The 14,123-nt window shown below is 70.7% G+C and carries 14 protein-coding genes; 10 read left to right on the top strand and 4 right to left on the bottom strand.

The genetic code is table 11. From position 1 onward, the window contains the following. Positions 1–81 precede the first annotated feature (81 nt). Positions 82–2,037, top strand: a complete 1,956-nt coding sequence (locus tag AB0F10_RS15800; protein WP_360624358.1) for a PPC domain-containing protein — start codon at positions 82–84, stop codon at positions 2,035–2,037. Positions 2,038–2,086: 49 nt separating this feature from the next. Here the strand turns inward: AB0F10_RS15800 and AB0F10_RS15795 are convergent, their stop codons facing one another. Beyond that, positions 2,087–2,419, bottom strand: a complete 333-nt coding sequence (locus AB0F10_RS15795) for an STAS domain-containing protein (protein WP_360624355.1) — start codon at positions 2,417–2,419, stop codon at positions 2,087–2,089. 130 nt (positions 2,420–2,549) lie between these two features. Between AB0F10_RS15795 and AB0F10_RS15790 the strand changes: the two genes are divergently transcribed. Further along, positions 2,550–3,020, top strand: coding sequence for a peroxiredoxin (locus AB0F10_RS15790; protein WP_360624352.1), 471 nt, complete (start codon positions 2,550–2,552; stop codon positions 3,018–3,020). Positions 3,021–3,024: 4 nt separating this feature from the next. Here AB0F10_RS15790 and zwf read toward each other — a convergent pair whose 3' ends face one another. Next, positions 3,025–4,518 (bottom strand): glucose-6-phosphate dehydrogenase, encoded by a 1,494-nt coding sequence (gene zwf / locus AB0F10_RS15785; RefSeq protein WP_360624349.1) that lies wholly within the window; start codon positions 4,516–4,518, stop codon positions 3,025–3,027. 159 nt (positions 4,519–4,677) lie between these two features. Between zwf and AB0F10_RS15780 the strand changes: the two genes are divergently transcribed. Next, positions 4,678–5,616 (top strand): exopolyphosphatase, encoded by a 939-nt coding sequence (locus tag AB0F10_RS15780; protein ID WP_360624346.1) that lies wholly within the window; start codon positions 4,678–4,680, stop codon positions 5,614–5,616. Between the two features lie 154 nt (positions 5,617–5,770). On the opposite strand, the gene AB0F10_RS15775 is transcribed toward AB0F10_RS15780, so the two are convergent. Continuing rightward, entirely contained in the window at positions 5,771–6,586 is an 816-nt protein-coding gene (locus tag AB0F10_RS15775; RefSeq protein ID WP_360624343.1) for a DUF1775 domain-containing protein, read from the bottom strand. Between the two features lie 79 nt (positions 6,587–6,665). Here AB0F10_RS15775 and AB0F10_RS15770 point away from each other — a divergent pair, with 79 nt between their 5' ends. From AB0F10_RS15770 to AB0F10_RS15750, 5 genes are all read left to right on the top strand, one after another. Beyond that, the gene (locus tag AB0F10_RS15770) at positions 6,666–6,872 is read left to right on the top strand and encodes an RNA-binding S4 domain-containing protein (protein ID WP_184993586.1); all 207 of its coding nucleotides are present in this window, start codon (positions 6,666–6,668) and stop codon (positions 6,870–6,872) included. 147 nt (positions 6,873–7,019) lie between these two features. Next, positions 7,020–8,381, top strand: coding sequence for a sugar ABC transporter substrate-binding protein (locus tag AB0F10_RS15765; protein WP_360624339.1), 1,362 nt, complete (start codon positions 7,020–7,022; stop codon positions 8,379–8,381). 52 nt (positions 8,382–8,433) lie between these two features. After that, positions 8,434–9,399, top strand: coding sequence for a sugar ABC transporter permease (locus tag AB0F10_RS15760; protein WP_360624336.1), 966 nt, complete (start codon positions 8,434–8,436; stop codon positions 9,397–9,399). Continuing rightward, positions 9,396–10,259: a carbohydrate ABC transporter permease gene (locus AB0F10_RS15755; protein ID WP_360624333.1), complete on the top strand. Its 864-nt coding sequence runs from the start codon at positions 9,396–9,398 to the stop codon at positions 10,257–10,259. The genes AB0F10_RS15760 and AB0F10_RS15755 overlap by 4 nt, the downstream gene beginning before the upstream one ends. A gap of 136 nt (positions 10,260–10,395) precedes the next feature. Then, positions 10,396–11,283, top strand: coding sequence for a hypothetical protein (locus AB0F10_RS15750; RefSeq protein WP_360624331.1), 888 nt, complete (start codon positions 10,396–10,398; stop codon positions 11,281–11,283). Between the two features lie 120 nt (positions 11,284–11,403). On the opposite strand, the gene AB0F10_RS15745 is transcribed toward AB0F10_RS15750, so the two are convergent. After that, the gene (locus AB0F10_RS15745; RefSeq protein ID WP_360624328.1) at positions 11,404–11,772 is read right to left on the bottom strand and encodes an FKBP-type peptidyl-prolyl cis-trans isomerase; all 369 of its coding nucleotides are present in this window, start codon (positions 11,770–11,772) and stop codon (positions 11,404–11,406) included. A 162-nt stretch (positions 11,773–11,934) separates the two neighbouring features. Between AB0F10_RS15745 and AB0F10_RS15740 the strand changes: the two genes are divergently transcribed. Both AB0F10_RS15740 and AB0F10_RS15735 read left to right on the top strand, forming a co-directional pair. Beyond that, on the top strand, positions 11,935–12,867 hold the full coding sequence (locus AB0F10_RS15740; RefSeq protein WP_360624325.1) for a lytic polysaccharide monooxygenase: 933 nt from the start codon (positions 11,935–11,937) through the stop codon (positions 12,865–12,867). A gap of 32 nt (positions 12,868–12,899) precedes the next feature. Next, positions 12,900–14,117, top strand: coding sequence for a glycoside hydrolase family 3 N-terminal domain-containing protein (locus AB0F10_RS15735; RefSeq protein WP_360624322.1), 1,218 nt, complete (start codon positions 12,900–12,902; stop codon positions 14,115–14,117). The last annotated feature ends 6 nt before the right edge of the window (positions 14,118–14,123 follow it).

Genomic DNA, 14,123 nt, shown 5'->3' with positions numbered 1-14,123 from the left:
TAGATATTGATCGACACCTTCAGTAGCGTCCCAATTGCCGTCCGCGGCGGGGGGCCCGGACGCGCTGAAGGGGGATCACTGATGCGACGAAGCATCGCGACCGTCGGAGCAGTCGTGCTCGGACTCGTTGCGCTCACCGCGGGCGCCGCGCCGGCCGCTCCACTCCAGACCGATCCGGGGCTGAGCCCCGCCGACCAGGCGTCCATCGACGCCGGGCTGCCGGTGGCGGCCAAGGCGGCACCGGGCGCCAAGCCGTCCGGGCCGAACCCGTTCCTGTCCCTGCTGCCCGACGCGTCCAAGGCCGACTACAGCGGCTGGGCGACGTACCTGAAGAAGCAGGCGTCGGCGAAGGCCGCCGCCCGCCTGAAGGCCCTGGCCGGCACGCCCGCCGCCGCGGCGAAGGCCGCCGCGGCCGCGGTGGTCGTCGACGAGGACGAGCCGGACGGCACCCGCGGCTCCAACGACGACCCCGCGTCCGCCCAGCTGATCAAGGGCTTCGGCACCGGGTCGGCGCAGAACCCCGCGATCCGCGTCCTGGGCTCGCTCGACCCCGAGGTGGTCACCCCGGTCACCCGGGCGCCCAACCCGGAGGACGACGGGTCCATCACGCTCGCCGGCGACACCGGCATCGGCACGGTCCGGGCCGGGATCGTCACCAACGCCGTGATCGGCGACGGCCCGCACGGCTCGGCCGCCGGTGCCACCAACGACTTCGACTTCTACAAGCTGCAGGCGACCGCCGGCCAGGTCGTCAAGGTGCAGACCGCCACCCCGACCGGCGCCCTGGACACGCTGGTCGCGCTGTATAAGCCGGACGGCACGATCGTCGCCTCCAACGACGACTCGGGCGGCGGCTTCGACAGCCTGCTGCAGTACAAGGTTCCGGCCACCGGCACCTTCTACGCGATCGTCGCCGCCTACAGCGGCCTGCCGGCCGACCCGTTCGACCCGGCCAGCGGTGACGGCGGCGCGAGCGAGGGCCCTTACACGGTCACCATCTCGGCGGCCTCCGACGACACCGACTTCTTCGCGGTCAAGCTCAAGGCCGGCGACGTGCTCGGCGCCTCGGTGAAGGGCTCCGCGGCGTACCTCACGGTCTACGACACCGTGCCGCGTGAGGTGCACGGCTCCGATCAGGACGCCAGCTTCATCTACCCGATGGACTCGCTGCTGCCGGGTGGCGGCAACGCGGCCACCGACTACGTGGCGACCAAGGCCGGCTGGCACTACATCGGCGTCGCCCGGGGCAGCGGCTCCTACGACATCACCGTCGAGGCGTACCGCCCGGTCCTGCAGGGTGCCAAGCCCACGCAGACGCTGTTCCTGGACTTCGACGGCGCCCGGGTCAACACGGGTGTCTTCGGCGGCACGGGCAACGTGCAGCTCAGCCCGTTCTCCGCCTTCCTCGCGCACTGGGGCATCCCCCGGGTGCAGGAGGACGAGGTGATCGACGCGGTCGTCGCGAGCGTCACCGAGAACATCAAGCGGGATCTGATCGACAGCGGTCTCAACAACCGGTTCAAGCTGAAGATCCTCAACAGCAAGGACGACGCGGACCCGTGGGGCCAGAAGAACGTCAGCCGCATCGTGGTCGGCGGCACGATCGACGAGTCCGGGGTCGACACGATCGGCATCGCGCAGAGCATCGACCCGGGCAACTTCGAGACCGAGGAGACCGCCCTGGTGCTGCAGGACGTGCTCAGTGACGCGGCCGGCGGCCCGGCCTCGCTGAACACCTACCTGACCGACGCGAGCGACCGGGTCGCCTTCGTCGGCCAGGCGGTCGGCAACGTGACCGCCCACGAGGCGGGCCACTTCTTCGGCAACTTCCACACCGACAACGCCGACGCCACGCCCAACCTGATGGACTCGGGCGGCGCCAACTTCGACGTGCTCTTCGGCGTCGGACCGGACGGCGTCGGCGGCACCGCGGACGACGTCGATGTCGACTTCGGCGACAGCCAGTTCAGCCCGGCCGAGGGCTTCATCGGCACGGAGGACACGCTGGGCCGGATCGTGTTCGGCGTCACCAGCTGACGTTTCGGCAGGGCGAGGGGGCGTCCCGGAGGTTCCGGGGCGCCCCCGCTCATTCCCTGAGCGCGGTGGTGACGTCGGCGTGCAGCGACAGGTAGTCGGTCAGCCCGAGGGTGACCAGCAGGCGGCGCAGGAATCCCGACGGCGCCGCGAGCCGGACCCAGCCGCCGCGTTCCATGGCCCGGCCGTGCGCCGCGACCAGGACGCCGACGCCCATCGAGTCGCAGAAGTCGAGGCCGGAGAGGTCGACAACGATGCGGGGTGCCGGACGCTCGACGAGCCGGCTGAGGTTGGCCTTGAGCGATGGCGCGGTGTCGATGTCGAGGGAGCCGCGCAGCGTCAGGACGGCAGTGTTGGGTGGGTGATGCGCGACCGAGACCTGCATGGCGGCGTCACTTTCCTCGGGGGCGGGCAGGGGTCGGCCGGTTGGGGTCGGGGGGACGATGCCGGTGGGTGTCTCCACCCTAGGCGAGGACTCGGTCGCCGGCAGAATCCGGTCGCGGTACCTTGATCAAATGAGCATAGACAAGGGTGACATCGCCCCCGACTTCGAACTATCCGACCAGGACGGCACTTCGCGGCGGCTGAGCACGCTGCTCGCCGACGGCCCGGTGGTCCTCTTCTTCTATCCCGCCGCCATGACCAGCGGCTGCACCGCCGAGGCCTGCAACTTCCGGAACCTCGCCGCGGAGTACGCGGAGGCCGGCGCGCAGCGGATCGGGATCAGCCGGGACGGCGTCGACAAGCAGAAGAAGTTCTCCGACCTGCACGGATTCGACTATCCGCTGCTCTCCGACGCGGAGAGCAAGGTCGCCGAGGCCTACGGGGTGAAGCGCAAGCTGCCGCTCGGCCCGCTGAGCATCCGGCGGATGACGTTCGTGATCGACACCGACCGTACGGTGCTGGAGGTCGTGCACAGCGAGCGGAACATGAACGAGCACGCCGACCGGGCCCTCGACGTGGTGAAGGCCCGATCGGCGAAGTAGCCGCTCAGACGGTGTTGCGCCACTTGCGGCCGCTGCGGCCGATGAGCCGGTCGGCGTCGGTCGGACCCCAGGAGGCGGCCTCGTAGGTGGGGATCGGCGAATTGTCGTTCTTCCAGTGCTCGATGATCGGGTCGACGATCCGCCAGCACTGCTCGACCTCGTCGGTGCGGATGAACAGCGTGGGGTCGCCGAGCAACGCGTCGAGCAGCAGCCGCTCGTACGCCTCCGGCGACTCCTCGCGGAACGTCTGCTCGTACGAGAAGTCCATGCTCGCGGTGCGCACCCGGAACGAGTGACCCGGGACCTTGGCGCCGAAGCGCAGCGAGATGCCCTCGTTGGGCTGGATCCGCAGGATCAGCGCGTCCGCGTCCAGCTCGGTGAGCTGGTTGGTCGGGATCGGCAGGTGCGGGGGCCGCTGGAACTGCAGCGCGACCTCGGTGACCCGGGCGGGCAGCCGCTTTCCGGTACGCACATAGAACGGCACGCCGGCCCAGCGCCAGTTGTCCACGTTGAGCCGCATGGCCGCGTACGTCTCCGTGCGCGACAGCGGGTCGACGCCCGCCTCGTCGCGGTAGCCGGCCATCAGGTCCTCGCGGGTGCCGCCGCGGGTGTACTGGCCGCGGACCGCCAGGTCGGCGATGTCGCGGTTGGTGGGCAGCCGGATCGCCTGCAGCAGCTTGACCTTCTCGTTGCGCAGCCCCTCCGCGTCGAACGACGCCGGCGGCTCCATCAGGGCCAGCGCGAGGACCTGCAGCACGTGGTTCTGCACGATGTCGCGCATCGCGCCGGCGTGCTCGTAGAAGCCGCCGCGGGTGCCGACGCCGAGCGTCTCGGCGACGGTGATCTGCACGTGGTCGACCCAGGAGCGGTTCCAGATGGGCTGGAAGATCGCGTTGGCGAAGCGCAGCGCGAGCACGTTCTGGACGGTGTCCTTGCCCAGGTAGTGGTCGATGCGGAAGACCTGCGGCTCGTCGAAGGCGGCGTGCACGATGCCGTCCAGCTCGTTCGCGGTCCGCAGGTCGTTGCCGTAGGGCTTCTCGATCACGAGCCGGGCGAAGGAGCCCTCCCGGGCGTGGTTCAGCCCGGCGCCGGCGAGACCCTTGATGACCGGCTCGAAGGCCTCGGCCGGGGTGGAGAGGTAGAAGATCCGGTTGCCGGACGTGCCACGGGTGGTGTCCAGCTCGTCGAGCACCTCGGACAGACGCTTGTAGGTGTCCGGGTTGTCGTAGCCGCCCGACACGTACCGAATGCCGCCCTGCAGCTGGGGCTTGTCCGCGAGGCTTCGGCTGCCGAGGGCGCTCTCGGCGAACTGCTGGTCCTCCATCGGCGTGCGGGCGACGCCGACGAGGGCGAACTCGCCGGGCAGCCGGTTGTGCCGGGCGAGGCTCTCCACGGCAGGCAGCAGCTTGCGGCGGGTGAGGTCGCCGGACGCACCGAAGATCACCAGGGTGGCGGGCGGGGCGTTGCGGTCCTGTGCGAGCTGGGGAACGGTGTCCATCGTCAGGTCTTCCTCCGAGCCGCGTACGTGAGCTTCCGTGTGAACTTTACGCAGCGCGAGGGACGCCGGATCAAACCCGTACGCCGATGCGGCCAGGGCCATAGCCGCAAAAGTGGCAAACTGGGGAGTAAGGTGCCAATCGGCAGAGGGAGATTGCTCGTGAAGTACCGGCTCGTGACCCGCAGCGACTTCGACGGTCTCGTCTGCGCCGTGTTGCTGCGCGTGCTCGACATGATCGACGACATCACCTTCGTGCACCCGAAGGACGTGCAGGACGGCGTGACCGCCATCACAGAGCGTGACATCCTGACCAACCTGCCGTTCGCGCCGGGCGCCCACATGGTGTTCGACCACCATCACTCCGAGACTCTGCGTAATCAGGGCGACCGGTCCAACCACGTCATCGATCCCGACGCGCCCTCGGCGGCGCGGGTCATCTACGACTACTACGGCGGGCACGAGCGCTTCCCGGAGATCTCCGACGAGCTCATGCGCGCCGTCGACCAGGCCGACTCCGCCGACTACTCCCTCGACGACATCCTCAACCCGCAGGGCTGGACGCTGCTCAACTTCCTGATGGACAGCCGCACCGGCCTCGGCCGCTTCCGCGAGTTCCGGATCTCCAACTACCAGCTCATGATGCTGCTCATCGACGCCTGCCTGCAGTTGCAGGGCGTGGAGGAGATCCTCGAACTGCGCGACGTCAAGGAGCGTGCGGAGCTGTACCACGACTGCTCGGCGATGTTCGTGGAGCAGCTGCGCCGGGTGAGCCACGTCGACGGCGACGTGGTCGTGGTCGACCTCCGCGAGGAGGACACGATCCACGCGGGCAACCGCTTCATGGTGTACGCGCTCTACCCCGAGGCCCGGGTGTCGGTGCACATCATCTGGGGCCGGCAGAAGCTCAACACGGTCTTCGCCTGCGGCAAGTCGATTCTCGACCGCTCGTCCCCGGTCGACATCGGCGAGGTGATGCTCCGCTACGGGGGCGGCGGTCACCTGGCGGCCGGCACCTGCCAGGTCCCGCACGAGGACTCGCCCCGGGTCCTGGCCGAAATCATCGACGCGCTCAAGACCCCTCGCACGGTCTCGGTATAGCTGACGGAAAAGGCTGAGCGGGGCGGGAAGCCGAACCTTCCCGCCCCGCTCTATGCAGGTCGTGGGTCTTGCCCTTGACCCCACCCGCCGGTCGTGTTCCGCGCCCCACGCGCATCAGCACGACACACCCGCGCCCACCTGCGCGGGACGTCTGTCACTCGGAGGGACCGTCCTGGTAGCTCCAGGAGGTCACCCGCGGCGCCTTCGCCGCGCCGACCAGCTCCTTGGCGTCCTCGTCCTTCGCCTCGGCCGGCTCGCCGGCCGGTTCTCGGCGCGGGCGGCGGGAACGCAGCACCGCGATCACGCCGGCGGCCGCGGCGAGTGCGGCCACGACCCAGCCGGCGATGGTCCAGAAGCCCGGGCCGTCATCGGCGTCGAGCATGGCCTGCAGGGTGGCGGGGTCCAAGGCCGCCGGGTCGGTGCCGGAGTGGCCGTGTCCGGCCGCCTCCTGGCCCGCCGCGGCGGGGGTGAGCGTGAGGACCGCCGGCGGCATGGCCGCGCCCTTGGCCGGGTCCGCGTAGGTCGCCTTGACCGTGAAGCTCATCAGCGGGGACGCCGGCATCGGGCCCATGGCGACCGTCAGTTCCGCCGATCGGCCCGGCGCGAGCGCCTTGCCGGGCATCGCGATCCAGGTGATCTCCGAGGCGGTCTCGTCGACCTGGCTGTTGCCGTGCAGGCCGAGCATCGGTTGGTCGAGGGACCTGTTGACGATCTGCGGCGCCCAGTCGTCCACCGAGAGCGGATAGACCTCGGCGACCGGCAGGTCCGCGGGGAGCCGCACCGTGAACCTGGTGATCGCGCTCTTGGCGGTGTTGGTCACCCGGAACGTCACGTCGGCGCCGCCGCCCTGCGGGGCGCTCGGCGGGCTGACCGTCACGTCGGCGGCGGCGGGGGACGCCGCACACAGCACACCCGCGGCGACGGCGGCGGCCAGTACGCCCGCCCGGCGGTGCTTCTCGAGATGCCTCACGAGGGGTAGTTCGGCTCTCGCGCCGGAATGGTTCAACCGCTCGCAACTTTCTTTTCCCGAGTTCGGCATGATGGTCGGCATGCGTGACGTGCCGATCGACAGCGACATGATCAGACTCGGACAGTTCCTGAAGCTCGCCGACCTCATAGACACCGGGGGCGAGGCGAAGGTGCTGATCACGATCGGTGACGTGACGGTCAACGGCGAGGTCGACACCCGGCGCGGCCGGCAGCTGCATCCCGGCGACGTCGTCTCGGTCCGGGGCCGGTCCGCGCGGGTCGCCTGAGGACGTGTCGGCTGATTTCGATACTCACATATCTAACATCGTGTGACGTGTAGTTGACATTGTGTCAATCACAGGCATCTACTGGGGTCGGTTGTGTAACCGGCGTCACAGATGTCGTGTTTCGTTCCGCCTCGCCGGGGAGGCCCAATGTCTCGAGCACGCGTCAGCGCCGCCGCGGCGCTGCTGCTGGTGATGGCGCTGGCCGGATGCGCGGGCTGGGGCGGTGGCGGCGGCGGGTCCGACGACGTGAACAACATCGACGTGCTGATGGTCAACAACCCGCAGATGATCGACCTGCAGCGGCTGACGGCAGACAACTTCACCGCCGAGACCGGCATCCGGGTCAACTTCACCGTCCTGCCGGAGAACGACGTCCGCGACAAGATCAGCCAGGAGTTCTCCAGCCAGGCCGGCCAGTACGACGTCGCCTCGCTCAGCAACTTCGAGATCCCGATCTACGCGCGGAGCGAGTGGATCGCCCCGCTGGACTCCTACGTCGCCGCCGACACCGCGTTCGCGCAGGCGGACATCCTGCCGCCGATGACGAAGTCGCTCACCGCCGACGACGGCAAGCTCTACGGCGAGCCGTTCTACGGCGAGTCCTCGTTCCTGATGTACCGCAAGGACGTCCTCGACGCGCAGGGCGTCCAGATGCCCGCGAAGCCGACCTGGCAGCAGGTCGCCGCCATCGCCGCGCAGATCGACGACAAGCAGCCCGGCATGGCCGGGATCTGCCTGCGCGGCCAGCCCGGCTGGGGCCAGATCTTCGCCCCGCTCACCACGGTGGTGAACACCTTCGGCGGCACGTGGTTCGACCAGCACTGGAACGCCCTGGTCGACGCGCCCGAGTTCCGGCAGGCCACCCAGTTCTACGTCGACCTGGTCCGCGCGCACGGCGAGACCGGCGCGCCGCAGGCCGGCTTCACCGAGTGCCTCAACAACCTCATCCAGGGCAACGTCGCGATGTGGTACGACGCCACCAGCGCCGCCGGTTCGCTCGAGGCGCCGGACTCGCCGGTCAAGGGCAAGATCGGTTACGTCGCCGCGCCGGTCGAGAAGACCGCGAGCTCGGGCTGGCTCTACGCCTGGTCCTGGAGCATCCAGCAGGCCAGCCAGAAGAAGGACAACGCCTGGAAGTTCATCTCCTGGGCGTCCGGCAAGAAGTACGAGGAACTCGTCGGCGCCCAGCTCGGCTGGTCCCGGGTGCCGGCCGGCAAGCGGGCCTCCACCTACGACAACCCCGACTACCTCAAGGAGGCGTCGGCGTTCGCCGAGCCGACCGAGCAGGCCATCTCCACCGCCGACCCGCGCAACCCCGGCGTGCAGCCGCGCCCGGCCATCGGCATCCAGTTCGTCGGCATCCCCGAGTTCACCGACCTCGGCACCCAGGTCTCGCAGTACGTCAGCTCGGCCATCGCCGGGCAGATGACCGTCGACGAGGCCCTCGAACGCGGCCAGTCCCTGGCCGACGACGTCGCCGAACGATATCGATCCCGCGAGAACGGCTGAGGCGTCACGGCCGAACGCGTGCCGTGCGGACCGACAGGGAGGCGTAGCTGACATGACATCCGTGGCCGAGAAGACCGGCGGGGGACAGGTCGGCAGCGCCCCTTCGCGCTCGCCCGCCGCGACCCGCCGCGCGGCGAACTGGGCCCGCCGGGCCCCGCTGATGCCGGCGCTCGTCTTCATGATCATCGTGACCCAGCTGCCGTTCGTGGTGACCCTGGTCATCTCGTTCATGGACTGGAACGCCTACTACCCCGACGAGCGGGGCTTCGCCGGGATCGACAACTTCAAGCGGGTCTTCACCGACGTCAACATGCGCGACGCGGTCATGACGACGATCCTGCTCACCGTGGGCGTCGTGCTGATCAGCCTGGTACTGGGGCTCGCCATCGCGCTGCTGCTGGACCGCAAGTTCCGGGGCCGCGGCGCGGTCCGCACGATGATGATCGCGCCGTTCCTGGTCGTGCCGGTCGCGGCGGCGCTGCTCTGGAAGCACGCGCTCTACAACCCCGAGTACGGCCTCTTCAACGGCGCGCTGACCTGGCTCTGGAACCTGTTCGGGTCGGACAATCCGCCGCAGCCGGACTGGATCAGCAACATGCCACTGTGGTCGGTCATCTTCGCGCTGGTCTGGCAGTGGACGCCGTTCATGATGCTGATCCTGCTGGCCGGGCTGCAGAGCCGCCCGCTCGACGTCGTCGAGGCGGCCCGCATCGACGGCGCCACCGGCTGGCAGATCTTCCGCAGCATGACGCTGCCGCACCTGCGCCAGTACATCGAACTCGGCGCGCTGCTCGGCTCGATCTACATCGTGCAGAACTTCGACGCCGTCTTCACCATCACCTCCGGCGGCCTCGGTACGGCGAACCTGCCGTACACGATCTATCAGATCTTCTACCAGGCACACGACTACGGCCGGGCCTCGGCCGCCGCGGTGGTCGTGGTGATCGCCACGATCATCATCGCGACGTTCGCGCTGCGGACCGTCTCGTCGCTGTTCAGGGAGGACTCGGGCCGATGAGCACGCTGACCCGGACCGGCCCGGCCGCCGCCGCGCCGAAGCGCAAGGACCGCGGCGGGCCCTGGCTCTCGCTGCTGGCCTGGGTGATCGGCATCCTGTTCGTGCTGCCGGTGCTCTGGATGGTGCTGACCTCGTTCCACAGCGAGGCGGACGCCGCGACCAACCCGCCCGCCGTGCTCGCACCGATCACCCTGGAGGGCTACCGCGAGTTCTTCTCGGGGGCCGCCAGCCCCTGGCCGCCGCTGCTCAACTCGCTCACCGCCAGCATCGTCTCGACGGCCCTGGTGCTGCTGCTCTCGTTCCCGGCCGCGTACGCGTTGTCCATCAAGCCGGTGCGCAAGTGGACCGACGTGCTGTTCTTCTTCCTCTCCACCAAGATGCTGCCGGTCGTGGCCGGCCTGCTGCCGCTGTACCTGTTCGCGCAGTACAGCGGCCTGCTGGACAACATCTGGCTGCTGATCGTCTTCTACACCTCGATGAACCTGCCGATCGCCGTCTGGATGATGCGCTCGTTTTTGTCAGAGGTGCCGGTGGAGATGCTCGAGGCCGCGTCCATGGACGGCGCGGACCTGACCCGGACGCTGCGCTCGGTCGTCGCCCCGGTGGTCCTGCCGGGCATCGCCGCGACCGCGCTGATCTGCTTCATCTTCAGCTGGAACGAGTTGCTCTTCGCCCGGGTGCTCACCGCCACCGTCGCGGAGACGTCCCCGGTGTTCCTGACCAGCTTCGTCACCAGCCAGGGCCTGTTCCTGGCCCAGTTGTGCGCGGCCGCCTTCGTGGTCTCGCTGCCCGTTCTCGTGGCCGGCTTCGCGGCGCAGGACAAGCTCGTGCAGGGCCTGTCGCTGGGCTCGGTCAAGTAGCCGCGCCCGCCACAGCATCCACTCCGCCCCGATAAAGGTGACCGGCCCCGCCCCCTGGGGCCGGTCACCGCCTGCCGCGATGATTTTTTCGCCGAACCGGTAGGAACCGGGGTGTCCCGGGGTACGTCTGACGCCTATGACCAGACTTCGCGGCCTGTGGACGGCCGCCGGTGCCGTGACCTTGTTGCTGCTCAGCGGGTGTGCCCAGGCCGGCGCCGGCGCCGAGGCGCCGCCGTCGGCCACCGGATCGAGCGGCGTGCCGGGCGACGGGGACACGCTGATGTTGCGGGTGGCACACAGCGGCGGCTTCGTCGGCCCGGACGCGCTCGCCGGCCGGATGCCCGAGACCAGCGTCTACGCGGACGGCCGGGTGATCTTCAACGGTCCGGTCCCGGCCGTCTATCCCGGCCCGGCGCTGCCCAACGTCCAGGTGCTGACCATCTCGCCGGACGCGCTCGGCGCCCTGATCGACAAGGCCGTCGCCGCGGGGGTCGAGGACGGCGCCGACTTCGGCCACCCCGGCGTCGCGGACGCGCCGACCACCGAGATCACCGTGTGGACCGCCTCCGGAGAGCAGAAGGTCGGCGCGGAGGCCCTCAACGAGGCGCGGGCCGACGACCCGGAGCTCACCGCGGCGCAGAAGCAGGCCCGCGAGAAGCTCCTGGCCTTCACCGAGCAGCTCAACAAGATGACGACCGAGCCGACGGGCGGCACGCCGCAGGAGTACCGCCCGGAGACCCTGGCCGCGATCGTGCGGCCGTACGTGGAACCCGGCGACGGCCTGCCCGAGCGGCCGCAGACGGCCGAGTGGCCCGGACCGGCGCTGCCCGGCGAGTCGCTGAGCCCGACCACCGGCCTCAGCTGCGTCACCGCCACCGGCAAGCAGGCCGACGCGGTGCTGGCCGCGGCGAAGGACGCCAACTCCGCCACGCCGTGGATCTCCGGCGGCGACGCCTACTCGGTGCGCCTGCGGCCGCTGCTGCCGGACGAGACGGGTTGTGCCGACCTGAAGGCCGCCCGGTGACCCCGATCGGCGAGCCGTTCGACCCGCCGCCGGGCGCGCGGCCCGACGCCGGCACCACGAACGGCAACGGGCCGGGACGGGCGACGCCCGTCCCGGCCCGCCCGGCCTGCCGGCCCTGGCTTACTGCACGCCGAGCAGATCCACCACAAAGATGAGGGTCTCGTTCGGCTTGATCGCGCCGGCGGCGCCGCGGGAGCCGTAGCCGAGGTGCGGGGGGATGGTCAGCTTGCGGCGGCCGCCGACGCGCATGCCGGCCACGCCCTGGTCCCATCCGCTGATGACCTGGCCGTCGCCGAGCAGGAAGTCGAACGGCTCGCCGCGGTTGTACGAGGCGTCGAACTCCTTACCCGAGGAGAACGCGACCCCCACGTAGTGGACGTTCACCCGGTGGCCGGGCTTCGCCTCGTCGCCGTCACCGACGGCGATGTCCTCCACGACCAGCTCGGCCGGCGGCGCACCCTCGATGGGGCCCACGTCGGGCTTCTCCATGTTTCCTCCTGTGTTGTGTGCCTTCGGCCATGCAACCACAGCGCCACGCTTTTCCGGGCAGCACCACCCACCGTAGTGAACGACTGACGGCTGATCTCCGTACTGTTCGCCGTGGGGTCGCTCCGGCCTCGCGCCGTCGTGCCCGCGAGCCGAGGAGGTCACATGACCGTCGTACGTCGTACCGCTGCCCTGGCGCTGGCCGGTGGGATCGCCGCGGCCGCCGCCGTGCTGCCGGCGCTGCCCGCCCTCGCGCACGGCGCGCCGACGTCGCCGATCAGCCGCACCGCGGCCTGCGCCGGCGGCGGCGAGCGCTCCGGCTCGGCGGCCTGCAAGGCGGCGCGCGCGGCGAACGGCCGGGCGTTCGGCAACTTCGACAACCTGCGGGTGCCGAACGTCAACGGCAAGGACAAGCAGGTCATCCCGGACGGCAAGCTGTGCAGCGGCGGGCTGTCGGACTTCCGGGGCCTGGACCTGGCCCGCACGGACTGGCCGTCTACCAAGGTCACCGCGGGCGACCAGCTGCCGATCAAGTACCGCGGCACGATCCCGCATCAGGGCACCTTCCGGGTCTACCTGACCAAGCAGGGCTACGACCCCACCGAGCCGCTGGGCTGGGGCGACCTGGGCGCCTCGCCGATCCTGACCGTGCAGGACCCGCCGCTGCGGGGCGGCGCCTACCAGATGACCGCCAAGCTGCCGAAGGACCGCAGCGGACGGCACGTGCTCTACACGGTGTGGCAGACCTCCAGCACGCCGGACACCTACTACTCCTGCTCCGACCTGCAGATCAAGGCCCGCACGGTGGCGGTCACCGTCGCCAAGACGCCGAAGCCGGTCAAGACCTCGGCCGCGCCCAAGGCGTCGCGCTCCCCGGAGCCGGGGGTGGTCGCCTCGCCGCAGGAGGTCGCCTCGCCGGTGGCCGCGGGCGCGCCGGAGCAGGCGAAGGAGTCGTGGCTGACCCCGGCTGCCGCCGAGGCCGAGGATCGGGTGGCGCTGGGCCATCAGATCATCTTCGCGGCGCTCATCGTGATCGTCGGCGTCGGCGCCGGCACCGCCTTCAACCGCTGGCGCACCGCTCGCGGCGGGCGCCGGTAGCTCCGGCCGCCCGGCCCGATAAATTGACGCCGATGAGACAGCGCATGCGGTGGTGGAGCGCCGGGGCGACGGTGGCGATCGTGGCCGGCGCCCTCGCGGTCAGGTCGGCAACCGACGACGTTCCACCGCCGGACGCCCTCAGCACGACCGCGTCGCCGGCCGCCGCGTCGCCGCCGCAGCCCTCGGCCTTGCCCTCGCCTTCGATGTCGGCATCGGTCGCCGTGCCGGCGTGCGCCCGGGCGGTCGGCCGCCTCTCGATCGAGGAGCGGGCCGGTCAGCTGCTCATGGTCGGCACGCCGGTGGACCGCCCGCGCGAGCTGAGCGCGGCGGTGCGCCGTCACCGCCTCGGCGGCGTGTTCCTGGCCGGGCGCAGCAAGCGTTCCGCCGCCGCGCTGCGCTCGGACATCGCCGCCCTGCAGCGCGGCGCCGCGTCGCCGCTGCTGATCGCGCTCGACCAGGAGGGCGGCAGCGTGCAGACCCTCAAGGGGGCCGGCTTCCCGCTGATCCCGTCGGCGCAGCGCCTCGGTGCCGGCCCGGCGGCGACGCTGCGCGCCACCGTCCGCGACAACGCCGGCCGGCTCGCCCGGATCGGCGTCACCGTCAACCTCGCGCCGGTCGCCGACACGGTGCCGGCCGGCCTCGGCGAGGGCAACCCGCCCATCGGGGCGTTCCACCGGCAGTACGGCTCCGACCCCGCCGCGGTCGCGGACGACATCCGCACCGTGGTGCCGGCGTCGCAGGGCGCGGGCGTGCTGACGATCCTCAAACACTTCCCGGGGCTGGGCCGGGTGCGCGCCAACACCGACACGTCCACGAAGGCGGTCGACCGGGCGACGACGGTCACCGACCCGTACCTGGAGCCGTTCGAGGCCGGCATCGCCGCCGGCTCGGCGGGCGTGATGATCTCCTCGGCCTCCTACCCGCGGCTGGACCCCGACGACATCGCCGCGTTCTCGGCGCCGATCATCACCGGGCTGCTGCGTGACCGCCTCGGCTACGGCGGCCTGGTCATGTCCGACGACCTCGGCGCGGCGGCCGCGACCCGGGCGGTGCCGGTCGGGCAGCGCGCGGTCCGCTTCGTGTGCGCGGGCGGGGACGTGGTGCTGACCATCCGGCCGCAGGACGCCGCGCCGATGACCGCCGCGCTGATCGAGGCGGCCCGCAGGTCCCCGGCCTTCGCGGCCCGGGTCGACGCCGCGGCCGCGCACGTGCTGGAGGCCAAACAGCGCGCCGGCCTGCTCCGGTGCTGATCCCGG

The organism is Actinoplanes sp. NPDC026623 (genome assembly GCF_040638275.1).
GTDB lineage: Bacteria > Actinomycetota > Actinomycetes > Mycobacteriales > Micromonosporaceae > Actinoplanes.
This window is presented reverse-complemented; position numbering and strand designations above follow the sequence as displayed.

What these genes read in the sequence shown, in the direction of transcription:
- AB0F10_RS15800 (WP_360624358.1), top strand. Translation starts at nt 82, where the DNA reads ATGCGACGAAGCATCGCGACCGTCGGAGCAGTCGTGCTCGGACTCGTT.
- AB0F10_RS15795 (WP_360624355.1), bottom strand. Translation starts at nt 2,419, where the DNA reads ATGCAGGTCTCGGTCGCGCATCACCCACCCAACACTGCCGTCCTGACG.
- AB0F10_RS15790 (WP_360624352.1), top strand. Translation starts at nt 2,550, where the DNA reads ATGAGCATAGACAAGGGTGACATCGCCCCCGACTTCGAACTATCCGAC.
- zwf (WP_360624349.1), bottom strand. Translation starts at nt 4,518, where the DNA reads ATGGACACCGTTCCCCAGCTCGCACAGGACCGCAACGCCCCGCCCGCC.
- AB0F10_RS15770 (WP_184993586.1), top strand. Translation starts at nt 6,666, where the DNA reads ATGCGTGACGTGCCGATCGACAGCGACATGATCAGACTCGGACAGTTC.
- AB0F10_RS15765 (WP_360624339.1), top strand. Translation starts at nt 7,020, where the DNA reads ATGTCTCGAGCACGCGTCAGCGCCGCCGCGGCGCTGCTGCTGGTGATG.
- AB0F10_RS15760 (WP_360624336.1), top strand. Translation starts at nt 8,434, where the DNA reads ATGACATCCGTGGCCGAGAAGACCGGCGGGGGACAGGTCGGCAGCGCC.
- AB0F10_RS15755 (WP_360624333.1), top strand. Translation starts at nt 9,396, where the DNA reads ATGAGCACGCTGACCCGGACCGGCCCGGCCGCCGCCGCGCCGAAGCGC.
- AB0F10_RS15750 (WP_360624331.1), top strand. Translation starts at nt 10,396, where the DNA reads ATGACCAGACTTCGCGGCCTGTGGACGGCCGCCGGTGCCGTGACCTTG.
- AB0F10_RS15745 (WP_360624328.1), bottom strand. Translation starts at nt 11,772, where the DNA reads ATGGAGAAGCCCGACGTGGGCCCCATCGAGGGTGCGCCGCCGGCCGAG.
- AB0F10_RS15740 (WP_360624325.1), top strand. Translation starts at nt 11,935, where the DNA reads ATGACCGTCGTACGTCGTACCGCTGCCCTGGCGCTGGCCGGTGGGATC.
- AB0F10_RS15735 (WP_360624322.1), top strand. Translation starts at nt 12,900, where the DNA reads ATGAGACAGCGCATGCGGTGGTGGAGCGCCGGGGCGACGGTGGCGATC.